We start from the raw sequence: 20,154 nt of genomic DNA, 5'->3' as shown, positions 1-20,154 counted from the left end.
ACGGCAACCCAATCAGGAGGCCCAAGTTGACCACGGTGTTCCGTTCCCGACACGTCGTCCTGCCGGACGGCGAGAACGCCGCCGACGTCGTCGTCAGCGAGGGACGGATCGTCGAGGTCCTGGCCCACGGTGCAGCCGCTGAAGGCCTGGGCGAGATCGTGGACCTGGGCGACGTCGCCCTCCTCCCGGGTCTCGTCGACACCCACGTGCACGTCAACGAGCCCGGCCGCACCGAGTGGGAAGGCTTCGCCACCGCGACCCGGGCCGCCGCGGCCGGTGGGGTGACGACGATCGTCGACATGCCGCTCAACTCGATCCCGCCGACCACGACGGTCGCGGGCCTCGAGGCGAAGCGCAAGGCCACCGACGGTCAGCTCTACGTCGACACCGGCCTGTGGGGCGGCGCCCTCCCGGACAACACCGGCGACCTGGCCGCGCTGCACGAGGCCGGCGTCTTCGGGTTCAAGAGCTTCCTCGCCCCCTCCGGAGTGGACGAGTTCCCGCACCTCAACGCCGGGCAGCTGGAAGCGGCCCTCGCCGAGCAGGCGCGGCTCGGGGCGCTGGCGATCATCCACGCCGAGGACCCGCGGATCCTCGACGCCGCCCCGCAGACGCCCGGCCCGCAGTACGCGGACTTCCTCGCCTCCCGGCCGGACGACGCCGAGACCGTCGCGGTGAGCGGTCTGCTCGCCGCCGCCAAGCGCACCGGCGCCCGCATCCACATCCTGCACGTGTCGTCCGCCGCCGTTCTGCCGCTCCTGCGCGCCGCCCGCGCCGAGGGCGTACAGGTGACCGCAGAAACGTGCCCGCATTACCTCACCCTGGCCGCCGAGCAGGTCCCGGCCGGTGACACCGCCTTCAAGTGCTGTCCGCCGATCCGCAGCGAGTCCAACCGCGACCAGCTGTGGGAGGCGCTCGCCGCAGGCGAGTTCGTCGGGATCGTCTCCGACCACTCGCCCTCCACGCCGGACCTCAAGCACCTGCCGCGCTTCGGCGGCGACGGCGACTTCGCCGCCGCCTGGGGCGGCATCGCCTCGCTGCAGCTGGGCCTCCCGGCGATCTGGACCGAAGCGCGCCGCCGCGGGCACAGCCTCGCCGACGTCGTCCGCTGGATGTCCGCCGGAACCGCGGCCTTCGTCGGCCTGACGACCAAGGGCGCGATCGCCCCCGGCATGGACGCCGACCTGGTGGCCTTCGACCCCGACGGCGAGTTCACCGTCGACCCGGCCGGACTGCACCACCGCAACCCCGTGACCCCTTACGCAGGCCGTTCGCTTTCCGGCGTCGTGCGCACCACCTGGCTCCGCGGTGAGCCGGTGGACGTCGCCGGCACCCCGACCGGCCGACTGCTGAACCGAGGAGAAGCATGACCGACATTCAGAGCCCCGCCTCTTTCACCGAGTTGGTCAACCTCGCGGCGCGGTCGCTGGGCGCGGGCGTGGTCGCCGCCAACGACGAGCTGTTCGCCGAGCGCGAGAACCTGATCGTCGCGAAGCCGGCCGAGTTCCGCCCGCACACCTTCGGCCACAAGGGCCAGATCATGGACGGCTGGGAGACCCGCCGCCGTCGCGGCATGAGCGCCGACCAGACGCACCCGACCGACGACGACCACGACTGGGCGATCGTCCGCCTGGGCGCCGCCGGCGTGATCCGCGGCGTGATCGTCGACACCGCGCACTTCACCGGCAACTACCCGGAGACCGCCTCGGTCGAGGCCGCCTCCGTGCCGGGCAACCCCTCGCCGGAGGAGCTCGCCGCCGCCGAGTGGACCGAGATCGTGCCGCGCACCGCGCTCAAGGGCGACACCGCCCACGAGTTCGCGGTCTCCGTCGAGCAGCGCTTCACCCACGTCCGCCTCAACATCTGGCCCGACGGCGGCGTGGCCCGCCTCCGGGTCCACGGCGAGGTCGTCGCCGACCCGCGCGACCTGGCCGGGCTCACCTTCGACCTGGCCGCCCAGGAGTTCGGCGGTGTCGCCACCGGCGCGTCCGACCGCTACTTCTCCTCCCCGCACAACCTCAACTCCCTCGGCCGCGCGGCCGTGATGGGCGAGGGCTGGGAGACCCGGCGCCGTCGCAACAAGGACAACGACTGGGTCGAGCTCGACCTGGTCAGCGAGGGCGAGGTGCTCGGCGTCGAGATCGACACCACCCACTTCGTCGGCAACTGCCCCGGCTGGGCCTCGATTTCGGGCAAGGACGCCGCCACCGGCGAGTGGGTCGAGCTGCTGCCGCGCACCCGGCTGCAGCCCGACACCCGACACCAGGTCCGCGTCGAGCCGCGTACGGCCGTGACCGCCGCCCGCCTCGACGTCTACCCCGACGGCGGCGTGGCCCGGCTCCGGCTCACCGGTCGGCTGACCGGGGCCGGTCGTGCCGCGCAAGCGTTGCGCTGGCTCAACCTTCTGTCCGCCACCGAGGCCGAGCAGGCCCTCACCGCGGCGGGCCTCACCACCGGCGAGGCGCAGGCGCTCACCGCCGCGCGTCCGCTGGCCACCGCCGAGGCCGTGCGCGCAGCCGAGTCCGCGCTGCAGCCGGCCGACACCCCCGACGGCGCGGAGAACTCCCGTCGCCGGGCCTCGATCTGGCGGCTGCTGGGCGTTTGACGACGGCCCGCCCAGCAGCCCGCCGCTCACTTCCCCGTACGTTTCCACCTGCGAAGACACCCGTCTGAGCCGATCCGGAGTACCTCCATGTCGAAAATCCTGACCACCGAGTCCGGCGCCCCGGTCGCCGACAACCAGAACTCCGCCCAGGCCGGCATAGGCGGCCCGCTGCTGATCCAGGACCAGCAGCTGATCGAGAAGCTCGCGCGCTTCAACCGCGAGCGCATCCCGGAGCGCATCGTCCACGCCCGCGGCTCCGGCGCGCACGGCTATTTCGAGGTCACCGACGACGTCACCCCCTTCACCAAGGCGGCGTTCCTCAACACGGTCGGCAAGCGCACCGACGTGTTCCTGCGCTTCTCGACGGTGGCCGGCAACCTCGGTGCGGCCGACGCGGTGCGCGACCCGCGCGGCTTCGCGCTGAAGTTCTACACCGAGCAGGGCAACTACGACCTGGTCGGCAACAACACCCCGGTGTTCTTCATCAAGGACCCGATCAAGTTCCCCGACTTCATCCACTCGCAGAAGCGCGACCCCTTCACGGGCGCCGGCGAGGCCGACAACGTCTGGGACTACTGGTCCTACTCGCCCGAGTCGCTGCACCAGGTCACCTGGCTCTTCGGTGACCGCGGCATCCCGGCCTCCTACCGTCACATGAACGGCTACGGCTCCCACACCTACCAGTGGGTGGCCGAGGACGGCAGCGCCTACTGGGTGAAGTACCACTTCAAGACCAACCAGGGCATCCGCTGCCTGGACGCCGACCAGGCCGCCGAGCTGGCGGGTCAGGACCCGGACAGCCACCAGCGCGACCTGCACCAGGCCATCGAGCGCGGCATCTTCCCGACCTGGACCGTCTACGTCCAGCTGATGCCGGTGGCCGAGGCGGCCGAGTACCGCTTCAACCCGTTCGACCTGACCAAGGTCTGGCCGCACAGCGACTACCCGCTGCAGCGCGTCGGCCGCCTGGTGCTCAACCGCAACCCGGAGAACGTCTTCGCCGAGGTCGAGCAGGCCGCCTTCTCGCCGAACAACTTCGTCCCCGGCATCGGCGCGTCCCCGGACAAGATGCTCCAGGGCCGTCTCTTCGCCTACGCCGACGCGCACCGCTACCGTCTGGGCGTCAACCACACCCAGTTGTCGATCAACGCGCCGAAGGCGACCGAGGCGCACAACTACGGCCGTGACGGCTACGCCGCGGTCAACACCGGTGGCCGGGCCAAGAACTACGAGCCGAACTCGTACGACGGCCCGCGTCAGACCGACGCGCCGCTGGCCGCTCCGACCGCCGTCTCCGGCTGGACCGGCACCCACGTCGCCCCGCAGCACGCCAAGGACGACGACTTCTTCCAGGCCGGTGAGCTCTACCGGCTGATGTCGAAGGGCGAGCAGGACCGCCTGATCGCCAACCTGGCCGGTTCGATCGGCTCGGTCACCCGCGACGACGTGGTCGAGCGCGTGCTGCCGTTCTTCCACGCCGCCGACGCCGACTACGGCCGTCGTCTGGAGGCCGCTGTCAAGGCGATCCGTCAGGCCGACGAGGTCTGATCCAGGCCTGATCCAGGCCGAGTACCACAGGTAACGCAGGGTTGGTCACCCTCCGCGCGCGCCGTCACCCGTTCCGGTGGCGGCGCGCGCGTCTTGGTAGAAGAGTGTGCGCGGAGGGGGGATTGACGCTTCCAGAGGAGAAGCATGTCCACGATCAGCGCACCCTACGCACCTGGCACGCCCTGTTGGATCGACCTCATGGCCAAGGACCAGCAGGCCGCACTCGACTTCTACAAGGACGTCTTCGGCTGGGGCGGTGAGCCCGGGCCGGCCGAGTTCGGCGGCTACGCCGTCATGGACCTGGGCGGACGCCCGGTCTGCGGCATCGGCCCGGCGATGGCCCCCGAGGGCGCGCCCGAGCCGCCCCACGTCTGGACCACCTACCTGGCCAGTGACGACGCCGATGCCACCGCCGCGAAGGTCAAGGCGGCCCACGGCACGCTGATCGCCGAGCCGATGGACGTCGGCAGCCTCGGCCGGATGATGATCGCGGTCGACCCGACCGGCGCGGTCTTCGGCGTCTGGCAGCACAAGGAGTTCTTCGGCGCCGTCGCGGTCAACGAGCCGGGCTCGCTCGTCTGGAACGAGTGCAACACCCGTGACGTCCCGGCCGCCGCGGCCTTCTACCAGGCGGCGCTCGGCATCAAGGCCGTGCCCATGAAGGAGATGGCCGGCTACTTCGGCCTGGAAGTCGACGGCAAGGTCGTCGGCGGCATGCAGGACATGGGCGCCAACTTCCCGGCCGAGGTCCCGCCGCACTGGATGGCGTGGTTCGCGGTCGACGACACCGACGCGACGGTCGACGCGGCCGTCAAGCGTGGGGCGAACGTCGTCGTCCCCCCGACTGACGTTCCGCCCGGGCGGATGGCGGGCATCCAGGACCCCTGGGGCGCCGTGTTCTGTGTGCTGAAGCAGCCCGATCCGACGTCCTGACCTGGATCAAGCCCGGCGTACCGGGTGTTGCGGCCGGGTTGTCGCCACCACGGCCGGGGGTCGGTACGAACCGGATTCGAACACCGCACAACCCATGCTCACCGGACCGGCTGACGGCTAGTCTGGTGAGCATGGCTGCGCACAACCACTCCCCTCGGAGCTCGGTCGAACGTGCCCTGCGGCTGCTGGAGGCGGTGGACCGCCGGGGGTTCGGCGCGAGCGCCTCCGAACTGGCCGAGGAGGTCCAGCTCTCCGTCGAGCACGCCCGTCGGCTGCTCCGCTCGCTGGTACGCGAGGGCTACCTGGAACGCCTCGACGACGGCGCGTACGTGCTGGGCGGCGCGCTGGCGATGCTCGGCCAGGCCAACCGGGAGCAGCTGGTCCAGTCCCGGCTGGTGGCCAAACTCGCCTCGCTCCGTGACGAACTGGGCGCGGCGGTCTACTTCTCCCGCTACGCCGACGGCGAGGTCTCCGTGCAGGCCGTGGTGGACGGGCCAATGACGCCCAGCGTCCACGAGTGGGTCGACTTCCGCGCCAGCGGCCACGCCAGCGCGATCGGCAAGTGCCTGCTCTCGCAGCTGGACCACGACTCCCGGCGCGACCACCTCACCCGGCATCCGGCGGCGCGCTTCACCTCGCGCACCACCGTCGACACCGGCGTGCTGCTCCAACGCCTGGACCGCCACCCGGTCACCATGCCGATGCTGGACCTGCAGGAGTACGCCATCGGCACGGTCTGCGCGGCCGTCGCGGTCACCGCGGGGAACGCGGTCGGCTGCCTGGCCTTCTCCCTGCCGGTGGAGGAGGCCTACCGCCTCAGGGAGGCAGCGGAGACCCTCTCCGCCAAGGCCGCGCCGGTGCTGCTGGCGCTCACCGTGTGAGCTCGTCGATGCCGAGGTCGTAGCCGGTCACGTTGCGGGCCTGGCGGTGCAGTGCGGCGATCACCTCGGCGCGGCTGCGTCGCCCGGCCAGCACGTCCATCTGGTAGCCGTCCTCCATCGCCACGAAGTCCGCCGCCAGCAGCCGCGGCGGATCGGTGAGCGTGAAGTGGCCCTGCGCCTGGCCCACGGCCAGAACCGTTGCGTAGACAGTGATCTGACGCTCGGTCAAAGTGCTGTCCAGGGCGGCGGCTTTGGCGTCGCGCAGGCAGCGTGGCCAGAACTCGAAGAGCAGCCGGGTCAGCGTGTCGTCCGGGCCGCTGGCCACGCCGTGCTCGATGCAGGCGCGCAGCTGGTCCCTGGCGTCCTCGAACCGCTCCGCGGCCTGCTCGCGCTCGCTGCTGAACCGGTCGATCGCCTGTTGGTAGGTCTGCTGGACCAGCGCGTCGAGGTCGCCGTAGTAGAGCACGGCCGCCGGGGTGACGCCGGCCTCCTCGGCGATGTCGCGCAGTCGCAGGCCCTCCAGTCCGCGCGCGACCAGGGCCCGCTGCACGGCCTCGCCCAGCTGGGCGCGCCGCGCCTGCTTGCCCGCCTTCTCCTTGGCCGCCACGGTCGCTCCTCAGGTCCTCGGCGTGCTTGATCTCTTAAATCCTCTTTCAATCATAGTGGCCTATCCCTTGACCTGGACTGGTTCAGTCTCTTAAATCTGCGTTTAACAAACGCACTGCACGATCACCCGGGAGGCGACCATGAGAACGCAGCCGATGGCAGGGGACATCGAGGAGAGAGATCCAGGCCCAAGCCCGGCGCGCGAGGGCAAGGGGCTGCGGGAGGGGAGCGTCGGGTTGCTCGCGGCGGTCGCGCTCGGGCTGGCCTCGGTCGCGCCCGCCTACAGCATCGCCGTGACGCTCGGGTTCGTGACCGTGGTTGTCGGCCATCTCGCTCCTGCCGCACTGCTGCTGGGGTTCGTGCCGATCCTGCTGACCGCCTTCGCCTTCCGTGAGCTGAACAAGGAGATGCCCGACTGCGGCACCACCTTCGTGTGGACGACGCGTGCCTTCGGGCCGTGGACCGGCTGGCTCACCGGCGGCTGGGTGGTCCAGGCGGCCACGCTGATCGCCATGGCTGCGCTCGCCCAGGTCGGGGCCGGATACCTGCTGAACGTGGTCGGGCTGGGCGCGCTGGCCGCCAACCAGTTCGCCGTCACGGTGACGGCGCTGCTGCTGCTCGGCATGGTCACCGCGGTCGGCTACCGCGGCGTCCAGATCGCCGCCTCGGTCCAGTACGTGCTGCTGGCGCTGCAGTTGGTCGCGCTGCTCGGCTTCGGCGCGGTCGCGCTGCTGCGGCACGGAGCGGCGACGCCGTCATTCGGCTGGCTCAACCCCTTCGGCTTCGGCGGCTTCGGGCCGTTCGCGGAGGCGGTGCTGCTCTGCCTCTTCATCTACTGGGGCTGGGACGCGCTGATCACGGTCAACGAGGAGACCAAGGACAGCGACAAGGTCCCCGGACAGGCCGTGCTGATCTCCACCTTCGTCCTGCTCGGCACCTACCTCTTCACCGCGGTCGCCGCCATCGCCTACGCGGGCACCGGCACCACCGGGACCGGCCTCGGCAACCCCGCCAACGCCTCCGACATCCTGGCCACGCTCGGCCCGCCGGTGCTGGGCACGGCGCTGGCCACGGTGATGCAGCTGGCCGTCGCCGTCTCGGCCGTCTCCGCGCTGCTCACCTGCGTCGTCGGCAGCTCACGCACCACGCTGTCGATGGCCTCCCACGGGGCGCTGCCGGGCGTGTTCGCCCGGATCCACCCGCGCCACCGGACGCCCGGCTTCGGCACCGTCTTCTTCGGCGTCACCGCCGGGGCGCTGCTGGTGCTGCTGTCGGCGGTCTCCAGCCGGTTCCTGGGCGACGCGATCCTCTCCATCGGCCTGCTGATCGCCTGCTACTACGGCGTCACCGCGCTGGCGTGCGTCTGGCACTTCCGGCGGCAGCTGCGGAACTCCCCGCGTGACCTGCTGCTGAAGGGCGTCATGCCGCTGCTGGGCGGCCTGTTGATGCTGGCCGCCTTCGCGCGCAGCGCGCACGACATGTACAGCCCGACCTACGGCAGCACCTCGTTCCACGGGATCGGCGGCGTCTTCCTGCTCGGTGTCGGCTCGATCGTGCTGGGCGTGCCGGTGATGCTGCTGGTCCGCGCCCGCTTCCGCCCCTTCTTCCACGACGGCCGCACCACCGTCGCCGAACTGACCGTCAGCGACGAGTAGTTCCGGTAGTCCCACAGAACCGAGCAGTCGCACAGAACTGAGCAGTCCCACAGAACCGAGGAGCATCACCCATGCGCACTCTGGCCGTTGCCGCCGTGCAGACCACTCCCGTCCCTTACGACCCCGAGGCGAGCTGGCAGCGCTTCGCCGGCCAGGTGCGGACCGTGCAGGAGCTCTTCCCGCACGTCGAGCTGGTCGTCGTCCCCGAACTGCTGCTCAGCGCGGAGGGGCCGCTGCTGGAGCCCGCGCCCGCCGACTGGATGGAGCGGGTCGCGGAGCCGATCCCCGGACCGCTCACCGACCGCCTTGCGGCGCTGGCCCGGGAGACCGGCCTCTGGCTCGTCCCCGGAACCGTCTTCGAGCGGGCGGCGGACGGGCGTGTCCACAACACCGCGCTGGCGGTCGCGCCGACCGGGGAGATCGCCGCCCGGTACCGCAAGGTCTTCCCCTGGCAGCCGTACGAGAAGGCTGCGCCGGGCGAGGAGTTCACCGTCTTCGAGATCCCCGGCAAGGGCCGGATCGGCCTGGCCATCTGCTACGACGGCTCGTTCCCCGAGACCGTCCGCCAACTCGCCTGGCTCGGCGCGGAGGTGGTGATCCAGCCGACGCTGACCACCACCCGGGACCGGGAGCTGGAACTGGTCTGCGCCCGCGCCAACGCCTGGACCAACCAGGTCTACGTGGTCAACGTCAACGCCGCCGACCCGGCGGGCGTCGGCGCCAGCGCGATCGTCGACCCCGAGGGCGTGGTCCGCCAGCAGGCGGGCCCGGGCGAGGAGGTCCTGGTCGAGGTGCTCGACCTGGACGCCGTCACCCGGGTCCGCCGCTACGGATCCAACGGCCTCAACCGGCCCTGGAGCCAGCTGGCCCGCTACGGCTCGGCCGTTCGGCTGCCCATGTACGGGGGGAGTTTCCGTATCCCGGAGTGGGCGGAGCAGACGGCTGACTAGCCGTCAGCCACAGCCGCTCACCCGGTCCTGGGTGACGTATCCGTGCGCCGCGCGGATCACGTGCTCGTAGCAGGCGCCGGTGTCGGTGGTGCCGATCCAGTGTTCGGAGTCGGTGCCGTCGGCCGCCGTCGTCACGCCGTTGGTGCGGGCCAGCACGCCGGTCGCGTCCACCGTGTCGTCGGTGGCGGCCAGCTGCTGCCAGTGGTCGCCCTGGAGGACGCTGTCGTCCAGCACCCGGCCCTGGTGGACCGTGGCCGACAGGGAGTAGTTGTTCCCGTCGGTGTAGAGCGGGACGTCCGAGTCGACCGTGATCGGGTACGACCAGGCGTGCCGGGTGGCCGTGGCGTGGCCGTGCTCGGGAGCGGTGGTCACCGTGGTGGCGCCGTACTCCTGCTGGTCGACGAGCTGCAGCTGGCCGCCCTGGGAGACGGCGTCGGTGTTGAGGTACCCGGCGTGCTGCGACACCGTCGTCGTCACCCGGCCCGCCGAGGTGGCGAGCCACCCGGAGGTGGACCAGTCACGCGTGGCGCTGACGCGGACGTTCACCGTGTCGCCGGTACCCGGCGTCTCCGTGGTGGCCACCGACGGGGTCAGGGACAGGGTGTCCGTCGTCAGCGCGCCGTAGGTCTGCGCGGCGTGGTGATCCGTCGTCAGGAACAGCGTGCTGTCGACGGTCCAGCCGTCCGCCGCGCCGTAGGGCGTGATGGTGAAGGTGTGCGGCTTGCCGTCGACCAGCAGCCCCGCGAAGGGCGTCAGGTCGATGTCGTAGGCCTGCGTGACGAACTGGTCGATCGCCGGGATCGGCCGCCACAGCGTCGGCACGATGCCGCCGGAGTAGACGACCGGGTACGGCTGCGCCAGCCCCGCCGGGCGTCCGTCGACCGACACCTGCACCTCGCGGTACGGGCCGCCGCCGCAGAGGTAGTTCGGGTACTTGGCGGCCAGGTCGTTCGGCACCGAGTCGAACCACTGCTCGTCGCAGCCGCCGCCGCGGGCGTAGACCTCCATGTCGACGCCGGTCAGGTTGCGCGGCAGGGTGACCGTCTTCGACGAGGACTGTCCGGGGTTGAGGTAGGTCCACCCGGCGTCGGTGGTCGAGGCGGAGAGCGGCAGCACCTGGTCGGCGGTGTGCGCGGGCGGGTACCGGTGGTCGGCCTGGTAGTACGTCAGCGTCAACGTCATGTGGTAGACGCCGGTGTAGGTGCTGTTGACCACGTTGCCGAGCGAGACCGCGATGGGCTGCGGGGTGCGCAGCAGCGGGATGAACTGCGTGACGTCCTTCTGCAGACTCCAGCTGATCCCGGCCGCCGTCGGCTCCGGCGTGCTGGTGCGCAGCACCTCGGCGCCGCCGATCCACACGCCCGCCAGCCGGTCGTACTGCCGCCCCTGCACGCTGCCGGACCAGGTGAGCACCACCTTGTTCCACGGCCCCGGGCAGTCGGCCGGCGGGGTCACCGTTCCCGACCAGGCGGGGGAGGAGATGGTGTTCCCGAAGTCGTTCTGCATCTCGGTCACGGTGCAGTGGTGCGTGTCCGGTTGGCTCACCGGCGGCAGTGCGGTGACCGGGTTCTGATAGTTGGTCTCGATCTGCCCCGCGTCGGCATGGGCCGTTCCCGTGCCGAGCAGGGCAGCACACAGCAGGGCAGCTGTTCCGAGCACGCCCGCGATGCGCATACACTCGCCTCCCGTCGATCTTGACTGGGTGGTACGGGTGGGACCTTGCACCGTTGGCGGTGCGCGCACAAGAGGGCGTGGCAGATGAGCTGGTGGGACGGCGTCACGGTGACGGAGCCCAGCACGGACGGCAGCGCGGCGGCCGTGCACCTCCGGCAGTCCGGAGCCCAGCGCCTGTACTCGATGGGCTTTCTGGCCCTCTGCTTCTCGCCGGGGATCGTGCTGCAGCTGAGCCACGGTGAGCCGCCGCTGGCCCTGTACGCGCTCATACCGGCGTTCCTCGCCCTGGGGACGGCGAACCGCTACGGCGCGGAGCTCACCCGGCAGGCCCTGGTGATGCGCGGACTGCGCACCCGGGAGATCCCCTGGACGTCCATCCGGGCCATCACCGTGCGACGGCAGTTGGGCGTGAAGCGGGTGACGCTCTGGCTGGTCGACGGATCCGCCCACAACCTGCGGGAGCCGATCGGCGGCTTCCCCCGTGACCCGAACTTCGACCGCAAGCTGCACACCCTCCTCGTCTGGTGGACGCAGCGGCGCGGCTGGTGAGCACACCAGCCGCGCCGGGGTCGAGCAGGGAGGGCGCTCAGCCCATCTCCTCCAGGGACTTGCCCTTGGTCTCGTGGACGAACTTCAGCACGAACGGGATCGACAGCAGCGCGAAGGCCGCGTAGATCACGTACGTCCCCGTCAGGTTCCAGCCCGAGAGGCTCGGGAAGCTGGCGGTGATGGCCCAGTTGGCGATCCACTGGGCCGCAGCCGCGACGCCCAGGGCAGCCGCACGGATGTGGTTGGGGAACATCTCGCCCAGCATCACCCAGACCACCACGCCCCACGACATCGCAAAGAAGAAGACGAAGGCGTGCGCCGCGATGAGTGCCACCACGCCCTGCGTGTGCGGCAGCGTGCCGCCGTGCAGGGCGGAGAAGGCCCAGGCTTCGAAGGCCAGCGAGACCGTCATGCCCACCGAGCCGATCAGGGCCAGCGGCTTGCGACCGATCCGGTCGACCAGGACGATCGCCACGACCGTGCCGATGATGTTGATGATCGACGTGGTGAACGAGTAGAAGAACGACGAGCTCGGGTCGACGCCGACCGACTGCCACAGCGTCGAGCTGTAGTAGAAGGCCACGTTGATGCCGACCAACTGCTGGAAGACCGAGAGCCCGATGCCCACCCAGACGATCGGCAGCAGGCCGAACCGGCCGCCGAGCAGGTCCTTGAAGGTGGACCGGTGTTCGCTGCGCATCGCCTCGTCGATCTCGGCGACGCGGGCGTCCGGGTCGGTGCTGTTGCCCTCGACCTCGGCGATGACCGCCTTGGCGCGGTCGATCCGGCCCGCGGAGATCAGGAAGCGCGGCGACTCGGGGATCGCGAAGGACAGCAGGCCGTAGAGGACGGCCGGGACCACCATCACGCCGAGCATGACCTGCCACGCCTCGACGCCGAGCAGGTGTCCGCGCTGGTTGCCGTGCGCGGCCTGCAGGATGCCCCAGTTGACGAGCTGGGATATCGCGATGCCGATGACGATGGCGGCCTGCTGGAACGAGCCGAGCCGGCCGCGGTACGCGGGCGGGGCCACCTCGGCGATGTAGGCGGGGCCGATCACCGAGGCCATGCCGATGCCGATGCCGCCCAGGGTCCGCCACAGGACCAGGTCCCAGAGCGCGAAGGGCAACGCCGAGCCGATGGCGCTGACGGTGAAGAGTGCGGCGGCGATCTGCATGACCCGGATCCGGCCCAGCCGGTCGGCCATCCGGCCGGCCAGCGCGGCGCCGATGGCGCTGCCGATCAGCGCGACCGCCACGACCTGGGCCAGCTCGGCGGACCCGACCTGGTACTTGTGCTGGATCGCGGTCACGGCCCCGTTGATCACGGAGCTGTCGTAGCCGAAGAGAAAGCCGCCCATGGCGGCGGCAGCGGTGATGAAGACGACGTGGCCCAGGTTGTCGGCCGCTGCTCCGGCCGGCCGCCTGGACCCGGTGGTGGTGGTCACGTTGCGCTCCAGACGCCCGGCTTCGTTACCGGACTCGAAGGATAAGTTCAACGCGACAGAGGTTATTCCTTGAGTTTGTGAAGTCAAATCCGGACAGTTCTTGGTGGATCCGACCGGCTCTGTGTTCAGTTCTTGAAGACAAGAGGGAAGCGCGAGAAGAAGGCGCGGGAGCGGGGCCGGTCAGGCTATCCGGCGCGGCTCCGCCAGCTTCGCGCTGCGCAGGTCGTGGTGGATCGGGCCGTCGTGCGCGCTGAGCGGCAGGCAGCCGCCGCCGCGGCGGTGGGCGACGATCTCGGCGGCGACTGCGACGGCGGTCTCCTCCGGGGTGCGCGCCCCCAGGTCCAGGCCGATGGGGGAGCGGAGCCGGTTCAGCTCCACCTCGGTCAGACCGATCTCGCGCAGCCGCTCCAGCCGGTCGCCGTGGGTGCGGCGCGAGCCCATCGCACCGACGAAGCCGAGCGGCATCCGCAGCGCCCGCTCCAGCAGCGGCACGTCGAACTTGGCGTCATGGGTCAGCACGCACAGCGCGGTTCGGGAGTCCAGCCGACCCGCCTCCGCCTCCGCGTCCAGGTAGCGGTGCGGCCAGTCGACCACCACGCGGTCGGCCTCGGGGAAGCGGCGCTCGGTCGCGAAGACCGGGCGGGCGTCGCAGACGGTCACGTCGTAGCCGAGGAACTTGCCCATCCTGGCGACCGCTCCGGCGAAGTCGATGGCACCGAAGACGATCATGCGCGGCGCGGGCACGTAGGACTCGACGAAGAAGACGGCGGCCTCGCTCGCGCCCGGATCGCACGGGCGGCCGTCCAGCGCCAGCGTCAGCCGTCCGGTGCGGCCCGCGTCCAGCATCGCGCGGGCGTGCACGACGGCGGCGTTCTCCAACTCCGCGGCACCCGCCAACTCCCCTGCGTCGAGGGAGCCGTGGTGCGCGTCGCCGGTGACGGCGAGGGTCCGGCCCAGCAGCCCGTCCGGGCCGCTGACGCAGCGGACCAGGGCCACCGGCGTGCCGGCGTGGACGTAGGCGATGCCCGCGTCCATACCCTCCGAGGTGCCGGGGACGACCGGCTGGACGAAGACGTCGATGATCCCGCCGCAGGTCAGGCCGACCGCGAAGGCGTCCTCGTCGCTGTAGCCGAAGGTCTGCAGTACCGGAGCGCCGGTGGCCAGCGCCTCCTGGCACAGCTCGTACACCGCGCCCTCGACGCAGCCGCCGGAGACCGAGCCGACCGCCTCGCCGTCCGCGTCCACGGCCAACGCGGCGCCCGGGTCGCGCGGCGCGCTCCCGGAGACCGAGACGACGGTGGCCACGGCGAAGGGACGTCCCGCGTGGTGCCAGGCGGCGAGATGCTCGGCGATGTCCTGCATGGGAGGCGCTCCTTCGGTCGACTGGATGTCGGATGGACAGGGGAGGAACGGGTGGTGCCGGGTCGCCGCTCCGGGAGGAGCGGCGACCCGGCGGAAGGGCTCAGTGGACGCCGAGCCATTCCTTGATCGGGTGCAGGGCGAAGTAGACGAGGAAGACCGCGGTCAGTCCCCACATCAGCACGCCCGGCTCACGCCACCGGCCACGGCCGGCCTTGATCGCACAGTAGGCGATCACGCCCGCGCCGACACCGGCGGTGATCGAGTAAGTGAACGGCATCAGCGCGATGGTGAGGAAGGCCGGGATCGCCACCTCACGGTCGCCCCACTCGATGTGGCGCGCCTGGGAGAGCATCATCGAGCCGATGACGACCAGGGCCGCCGCCGCGACCTGACCCGGCACCATGCCGGCGATCGGGGTGAAGAACAGCATCGCGGCGAAGACCAGACCGGTGACGACGCTGGAGAAACCGGTCCGGGCGCCCTCGCCGACGCCGGTGGCCGACTCGATGAAGACCGTCTGACCGGACGCGCCGGACAGACCGCCGATGATGCCGCCGGTGCCGTCGACGAACAGCGCCTTGGACAGACCCGGCATCCGGCCCTGCTCGTCGGCGAGGCCCGCCTCGGTGCCGATGCCGATGATGGTCGCCATCGCGTCGAAGAAGCCGGCCAGCACCAGGGCGAAGACCGCGAAGCCCGCGCTCAGTGCGCCCATGCCCTTGCTGCTGAAGGCGCCGAACAGGTCGATGTGTCCGAAGAGACCGAAGTCCGGTGAGGCGACCGGGTTTCCGGGCCACTTCGGCGCCGACAGGCCCCAGACCGAGGCCGGGATGTTCAGCGTCGCGTTGAGGATCACGGAGATGATCGTGCCGGTGACGATGCCGATCAGGATCGCGCCGGGGACCTTGCGGGTCTGCAGGATGAAGATGGTCAGCAGCGTGATCGCGAAGATCAGCACCGGCCAGCCCTGCAGGTTGTTGTTGATGCCGAGCTGCAGCGGCGTGTCCGTACCGGCGGCGTCCGGGATGCGGGACACGAAGCCCGCGTTGACCAGGCCGATGAGGGCGATGAAGAGACCGATGCCGATGGTGATGGCGTGCTTGAGCGCCATCGGTATGCCGTTCATGATCTTCTCGCGAAGACCGGTCACGACCAGCAGCACGATGGCTGCACCGTAGATGACGCACAGGCCCATGGCCTGTGGCCAGGTGATGTGGGGGACCATCACGGCGGCAAGGGTGTTGGAGACGCTCAGACCAGCAGCCGCAGCGAGCGGTGCGTTGCCGACGACGCCGAGGAGGATGGTGGTCACCGCTGCGGCCAGGGCCGTTGCGGTGGTCACCTGGGCATGGCTCAGATGGTTCCCGTTGACGTCCGCCACCGAGAGGATGATCGGGTTCAACAGAAGGATGTAAGCCATGGCCATGAAGGTGGTCAGACCACCTCGGACCTCTCCGGCGACGGTGGAACCTCTCGCGGAGATTTTGAAGTACGCGTCCAGGGCGCTCTTCGGTTTGGGATCCGGGGACCGGGTGGGGTCGCCGGAAGGGTTGACACTGGGTTCCGTGGATGTCTGGGTCACGGTTCCACTCCCAAGTTTCGTAGGGGGTTGGGGTGGAGCGGCCGGCCTGGGTGACCCTCTTGGCAGGGATTCAGGGGACGGTGCGGCGCGCTACTTTCTACAGCTGCCGTGGTGCACGGGCCTCGGCGAAGGCTGCGTGCTGGCGAGTGCGGGGTACATCGTTTGCTTTCTCTGGTGCTGGGTGGTGCCTGCACTGCAGGGGTGGCGCAGTGGAGCTTCTTGCGGTGGGGTGGTGCTGCCCCGGGGTGAGGCGCGGGAAGACGAGACATGGTTACCTCACCCCGGAGCGGTCTGTGAGCCGTCGTCAGCTCGCCCTGCTGTTCAGCAGGTTGGGCGGGCAGTCACTCCGTGCCGGTGAGGTGTTCGGGCCGGACCGGCACGCGGTCCAGCGCGAGGCCGGTGGCCGCGCGGATGGCCGCGACGACGGCGGGGGTGGACGACAGGGTGGGCGCCTCGCCGACACCGCGCAGCCCGTACGGGGCGTGCTCGTCGGCGAGTTCGAGGACGTCCACCGGCATCGGCGGGGTGTCCAGGATGGTGGGGATGAGGTAGTCGGTGAAGGACGGGTTCCTGACCTTGCCGTCCTTGACGACGATCTCCTCCATGACCGCGAGGCCGAGGCCCTGGGTCGAACCGCCCTGGATCTGGCCGACCACGGAGAGTGGGTTGAGCGCCTTGCCCACGTCCTGGGCGGCGGCCAGCTCGACCACCTTGACCAGGCCCAGCTCCACGTCCACGTCCACCACGGCGCGGTGGGCGCAGAAGGTGTACTGGACGTGGCCGAAGCCCTGGCCGGTCTCCTTGTCGAAGGGGACGGTGGGCCGGTGGTGGTGCTCGCGGGTCAGGTCGATCACGGTGTCGCCGAGCAGGTCGACGATGGTGATCAGCACGCCGGCGGAGGCGGAGACCACCTTGCCGCCGACCAGCGTCAGGTCGTTGTACGTCCAGCCGTACCGCTTGCGGCCCAGCGCCAGCAGCTCGTTGCGGACCGCCTCGGCGGCCAGCTTGACGGCGCCGCCGGTCATGTAGGTCTGACGCGATGCGGAGGTCGAACCGGCCGACCCCACCTCGGTGTTGGCCGGGTGGATGGTGACCCGCTCGACGCCCAGCTCGGTCCGGGCGATCTGGCCGTGGACGGTGACGCCGCCCTGGCCGACCTCGGCCATGGCCGTGTGCACCATGGCGACCGGCTCGCCGCCGATGACCTCCAGGCGGACCCGGGCGGTCGAGTAGTCGTCGAAGCCCTCGGAGAAGCCGACGTTCTTGATGCCGACCGCGTAGCCGACGCCGCGGACGATGCCCTCGCCGTGCGAGGTGTTGGACAGCGCACCGGGGATCTCGCGGATGTCCAGGTGCGTGGTGTCCAGCGCGGGCGGAAGCGGCAGCTCCTTGACCCGGCGCAGCAGGTCCGCGACCGGGGCCGGGGAGTCGATCTCCTGGCCGGTCGGCATGATCGAGCCCTGCGAGACCGCGTTGAGCTGCCGCAGCTCCACCGGGTCGATGTTCAACTCGACGGCCAGCTTGTCCAGTTGCGCCTCGTAGGCGAAGCAGGCCTGGACCGCGCCGAAGCCGCGCATCGCGCCGCAGGACGGGTTGTTGGAGTAGAGCGCGACCGCCAGCATGTTGACGTTCGGCACCTCGTACGGACCCATGCCCAGCGAGGCCGCGTTGCCGACGACGGCCGGGGAGGCGGAGGCGTAGGCGCCGCCGTCCAGCACGATCCGGGCGTCGCAGTAGACCAACTTGCCGTCGCGGGTGGCGCCGTGCTCGTAGGTCAGCTTCGCCGGGTGACGGTGCACGTGCCCGAAGAACGACTCCTCGCGGGAGTACACGATCTTGACGGGCTTTCCGGTGCGCTGCGCCAGCAGGCAGGCGTGGACCTGCATGGACAGGTCCTCGCGGCCGCCGAACGCGCCGCCGACACCGGCCAGGGTGAGCCGCACCTTGTTCTCGGGCAGGCCGAGCACCGGGGCGATCTGCTCGCGGTCCACGTGCAGCCACTGGGTGGCGATGTAGAGGTCGATGCCGCCGTCCTCGGCGGGCACGGCCAGACCGGACTCCGGGCCGAGGAAGGCCTGGTCCTGCATGCCGACCACGTAGTCGCCCTTGACGACCACGTCCGCGAGCGCGCGGACCTCGTCGGTGACGCCCTGGCCGTAGACCACCTTCTGCGAGTGGACGATATTGCCGCTCGCGTGGCCCTTGTACTCCGACGGCTCGTGCACGTACCCGTAGGTCTCCGGGTCGAGGCACTGCTCCTCGGTGGTGATGGTCGGCAGCAGCTCGTACTCGACCTTGATCTTGGCGAGCGCGCGGCGGGCCGTCTCCGGGTGGTCCGCCGCCACGATGGCGATGGCCTCGCCGTGGTAGCGGATCTTGCCGGTGGCCAGCGCGGGCTGGTCCTTGATCTCCAGGCCGTAGAACTTGGTGCCGGGGATGTCGTCGTAGGTCATCACCGCGTACACGCCGGGGTGCTTGACCGCCTCGCTGGTGTCCACGGACAGGATCCGGGCGTGGGCGTGCGGCGAACGCAGCGCCATGCCCCACAGCATGTCCTCGTGCCACATGTCGGACGAGTAGGCGAACTCGCCCTTGACCTTGAGGATGCCGTCCGGACGCAGCGGCGAGCCGCCGATGCCGTCCGGGTGGGCGCTGGTGATGCTCTGGAGGTTCTTCTCGGTACGGATGGCACGCGTGCTCACTTCGACACCTCCGCGTTCGTGTCGCCCTTGGCGCACTTGCGGGCCGACGCGAGCCGGACCGCGTCCATGATCTTCTCGTAGCCGGTGCACCGGCACAGGTTGCCGGAGAGCGCCTCGCGGATGTCGTTGTCGCTCGGCTGCTGCTTGCGCTCCAGCAGGTCGTGGGTCTGCACCAGCAGACCCGGGGTGCAGAAGCCGCACTGCACCGCGCCCGCGTCGACGAAGGCCTGCTGGACGTCGTCCAGGCCCTTCTCCGGGTCGGCCAGGCCCTCGACGGTGCGGACCTCACGGCCCTGCACCTGACCCGCGGCGACCAGACAGGAACAGACCGGGCTGCCGTCCAGGTACACCGTGCAACTGCCGCACTCGCCCTGCTCGCAGGCGTTCTTGGAACCCGGCAGGCCCAGGCGCTCGCGGAGCATGAACAGGAGGCTCTCGCCCTCCCAGACGTCGTCCGCCTCGACCTCGCGGCCGTTGGCGTTGAAGGTCACCCTCATGCTGCGCTCCTCAGGGACTGCGTGTACTCGTTCCAGGTCCAGGTCAGGGTGCGGCGCGCCATGACCGCCAGCGCGTGGCGGCGGTAGGCGGCGGTCCCGCGCACGTCGTCGATGGGCGACGAGGCGGCGGAGACCAGCTCACCGAAACGCTGGATGGCGGCCGGGCCGATCAGGCCGCCGGACTGCCACAGGCCGCGCTCGGCCAGCTCGCCGGCCAGGAACTCCTCGGCCTCGACCGCGCGGCGCGGCGTGGGGGCGGCGGAGCCGATGCCGGTGCCGACCGTGCCGTTCTTGGGGTGCAGCGCGAAGCCGAAGGCGCAGACCGCGATGACCATCGCGTTGCGGGTGCCGATCTTCGAGAACTGCTGCGGGCCGTCCGCGACCGGGATCCGCACAGCGCGGATCAGCTCGTCCGGCTCCAGGCTGTTGCGCTTGACGCCGACGTAGAAGTCGTCGATCGCGATCAGCCGGGTGCCGCGCACGGACTGTGCCTCGACAAAGACGTCGCGTCCTGCGGCGAGCAGCGCCGGGTGGGCGTCACCGGCCGGCGAGGCACCGCCGAGGTTGCCGCCCACGCTGCCGCGGTTGCGGATCTGCGGGGACCCCACGGTGTTGCCGGCGATGGCCAGACCGGGGAGCCGGTCGCTCAGCTCGTTGGTGATGCGGGCGTACGGCACGGCCGCGCCCAGCCGGATCACCTCGCCCTCGACGGCCTGGCCGTCGGGGCCCTCGAACGTGCCGGACTCCCACTCGGTCAGCTCACTGATCCGGTTGAGGTCCAACAGCGCGGCGGGGCGGTGGCGGTCGAAGTTGAGCTCGACCATGACGTCAGTGCCGCCGGAGATCGGCAACGCGGACGGGTTCTCAGCCTTCGCCGCGAGTGCCTCGTCCCAGGTGGCGGGCCGCAGGAACTCCATGCGGGTGACTCCTTCAGTCGGTACAGCGGGTGCGGTACTGCGGGATGCTCGGGGAGCGCGGGGAGGTGTGTGAGCAGTACACAAGTCGCACGCCTTGTGCCGTCAGTCACTGATGGCATGAAGGTGGCGAGGAAGTGCCACCCATAGGGCTGTACGTTTCTCCAACGATTGGCGAACACGTCGGTACGACTCGTTGACCATCAGTTTGTGTTCTCCGGTCGCGAAAAGGGTGGCCACAGCTGTCAA

15 protein-coding genes and 1 pseudogene are annotated in these 20,154 nt (G+C 70.5%); 8 read left to right on the top strand and 8 right to left on the bottom strand.

All coding sequences use genetic code 11. From position 1 onward, the window contains the following. The first annotated feature begins 26 nt into the window (after positions 1–26). The 5 genes and pseudogenes from allB (at position 27) to ABH940_RS19370 (ending at position 5,967) form a co-directional block, all read left to right on the top strand. A complete protein-coding gene (gene allB / locus ABH940_RS19390) occupies positions 27–1,370 on the top strand; it encodes an allantoinase AllB (RefSeq protein WP_370105835.1) in 1,344 nt (447 codons plus the stop codon). Next, a pseudogene (alc, locus tag ABH940_RS19385) lies at positions 1,367–2,392 on the top strand (allantoicase); the annotation flags it as partial. The gene allB and the pseudogene alc, both read left to right, overlap by 4 nt. A 300-nt stretch (positions 2,393–2,692) precedes the next feature. Then, the gene (locus tag ABH940_RS19380; protein ID WP_370105833.1) at positions 2,693–4,153 is read left to right on the top strand and encodes a catalase; all 1,461 of its coding nucleotides are present in this window, start codon (positions 2,693–2,695) and stop codon (positions 4,151–4,153) included. A 144-nt stretch (positions 4,154–4,297) separates the two neighbouring features. Further along, entirely contained in the window at positions 4,298–5,086 is a 789-nt protein-coding gene (locus tag ABH940_RS19375; protein ID WP_370072737.1) for a VOC family protein, read from the top strand. Positions 5,087–5,211: 125 nt separating this feature from the next. After that, positions 5,212–5,967, top strand: coding sequence for an IclR family transcriptional regulator (locus ABH940_RS19370; RefSeq protein WP_370072736.1), 756 nt, complete (start codon positions 5,212–5,214; stop codon positions 5,965–5,967). On the opposite strand, the gene ABH940_RS19365 is transcribed toward ABH940_RS19370, so the two are convergent. Continuing rightward, complete coding sequence (locus ABH940_RS19365; protein WP_370072735.1) at positions 5,957–6,574, bottom strand: TetR/AcrR family transcriptional regulator; 618 nt, start codon at positions 6,572–6,574, stop codon at positions 5,957–5,959. The genes ABH940_RS19370 and ABH940_RS19365 overlap by 11 nt on opposite strands. Before the next feature lie 139 nt (positions 6,575–6,713). Here ABH940_RS19365 and ABH940_RS19360 point away from each other — a divergent pair, with 139 nt between their 5' ends. Both ABH940_RS19360 and ABH940_RS19355 read left to right on the top strand, forming a co-directional pair. Continuing rightward, positions 6,714–8,228: an APC family permease gene (locus ABH940_RS19360; protein WP_370105832.1), complete on the top strand. Its 1,515-nt coding sequence runs from the start codon at positions 6,714–6,716 to the stop codon at positions 8,226–8,228. Between the two features lie 71 nt (positions 8,229–8,299). Beyond that, positions 8,300–9,178, top strand: coding sequence for a carbon-nitrogen hydrolase family protein (locus ABH940_RS19355; RefSeq protein WP_370105831.1), 879 nt, complete (start codon positions 8,300–8,302; stop codon positions 9,176–9,178). Positions 9,179–9,181: 3 nt separating this feature from the next. On the opposite strand, the gene ABH940_RS19350 is transcribed toward ABH940_RS19355, so the two are convergent. Further along, positions 9,182–10,852 (bottom strand): peptide-N4-asparagine amidase, encoded by a 1,671-nt coding sequence (locus ABH940_RS19350; protein ID WP_370072732.1) that lies wholly within the window; start codon positions 10,850–10,852, stop codon positions 9,182–9,184. A gap of 84 nt (positions 10,853–10,936) precedes the next feature. Here ABH940_RS19350 and ABH940_RS19345 point away from each other — a divergent pair, with 84 nt between their 5' ends. Next, positions 10,937–11,401: a hypothetical protein gene (locus ABH940_RS19345; protein WP_370072731.1), complete on the top strand. Its 465-nt coding sequence runs from the start codon at positions 10,937–10,939 to the stop codon at positions 11,399–11,401. A gap of 37 nt (positions 11,402–11,438) precedes the next feature. Here ABH940_RS19345 and ABH940_RS19340 read toward each other — a convergent pair whose 3' ends face one another. The 6 genes from ABH940_RS19340 to ABH940_RS19315 form a co-directional block, all read right to left on the bottom strand. Then, positions 11,439–12,848, bottom strand: coding sequence for a sugar porter family MFS transporter (locus tag ABH940_RS19340; RefSeq protein WP_370072730.1), 1,410 nt, complete (start codon positions 12,846–12,848; stop codon positions 11,439–11,441). Between the two features lie 180 nt (positions 12,849–13,028). Continuing rightward, positions 13,029–14,210 carry an XdhC family protein gene (locus ABH940_RS19335; protein WP_370072728.1) on the bottom strand — a complete coding sequence of 394 codons (1,182 nt, stop codon included), beginning with the start codon at positions 14,208–14,210 and terminating at the stop codon, positions 13,029–13,031. Positions 14,211–14,310: 100 nt separating this feature from the next. Continuing rightward, on the bottom strand, positions 14,311–15,792 hold the full coding sequence (locus ABH940_RS19330; protein WP_370070385.1) for an NCS2 family permease: 1,482 nt from the start codon (positions 15,790–15,792) through the stop codon (positions 14,311–14,313). Between the two features lie 341 nt (positions 15,793–16,133). After that, positions 16,134–18,479 (bottom strand): xanthine dehydrogenase subunit D, encoded by a 2,346-nt coding sequence (gene pucD / locus ABH940_RS19325; RefSeq protein WP_370070397.1) that lies wholly within the window; start codon positions 18,477–18,479, stop codon positions 16,134–16,136. 11 nt (positions 18,480–18,490) lie between these two features. Further along, positions 18,491–18,991 (bottom strand): (2Fe-2S)-binding protein, encoded by a 501-nt coding sequence (locus ABH940_RS19320; protein WP_370070383.1) that lies wholly within the window; start codon positions 18,989–18,991, stop codon positions 18,491–18,493. After that, complete coding sequence (locus ABH940_RS19315) at positions 18,988–19,908, bottom strand: xanthine dehydrogenase family protein subunit M (protein WP_370105830.1); 921 nt, start codon at positions 19,906–19,908, stop codon at positions 18,988–18,990. The genes ABH940_RS19320 and ABH940_RS19315 overlap by 4 nt, the downstream gene beginning before the upstream one ends. Positions 19,909–20,154: the final 246 nt, after the last annotated feature.

This window comes from Streptacidiphilus sp. BW17, from assembly GCF_041262485.1.
In the GTDB taxonomy this organism is placed as follows: domain Bacteria; phylum Actinomycetota; class Actinomycetes; order Streptomycetales; family Streptomycetaceae; genus Streptacidiphilus.
This window is presented reverse-complemented; position numbering and strand designations above follow the sequence as displayed.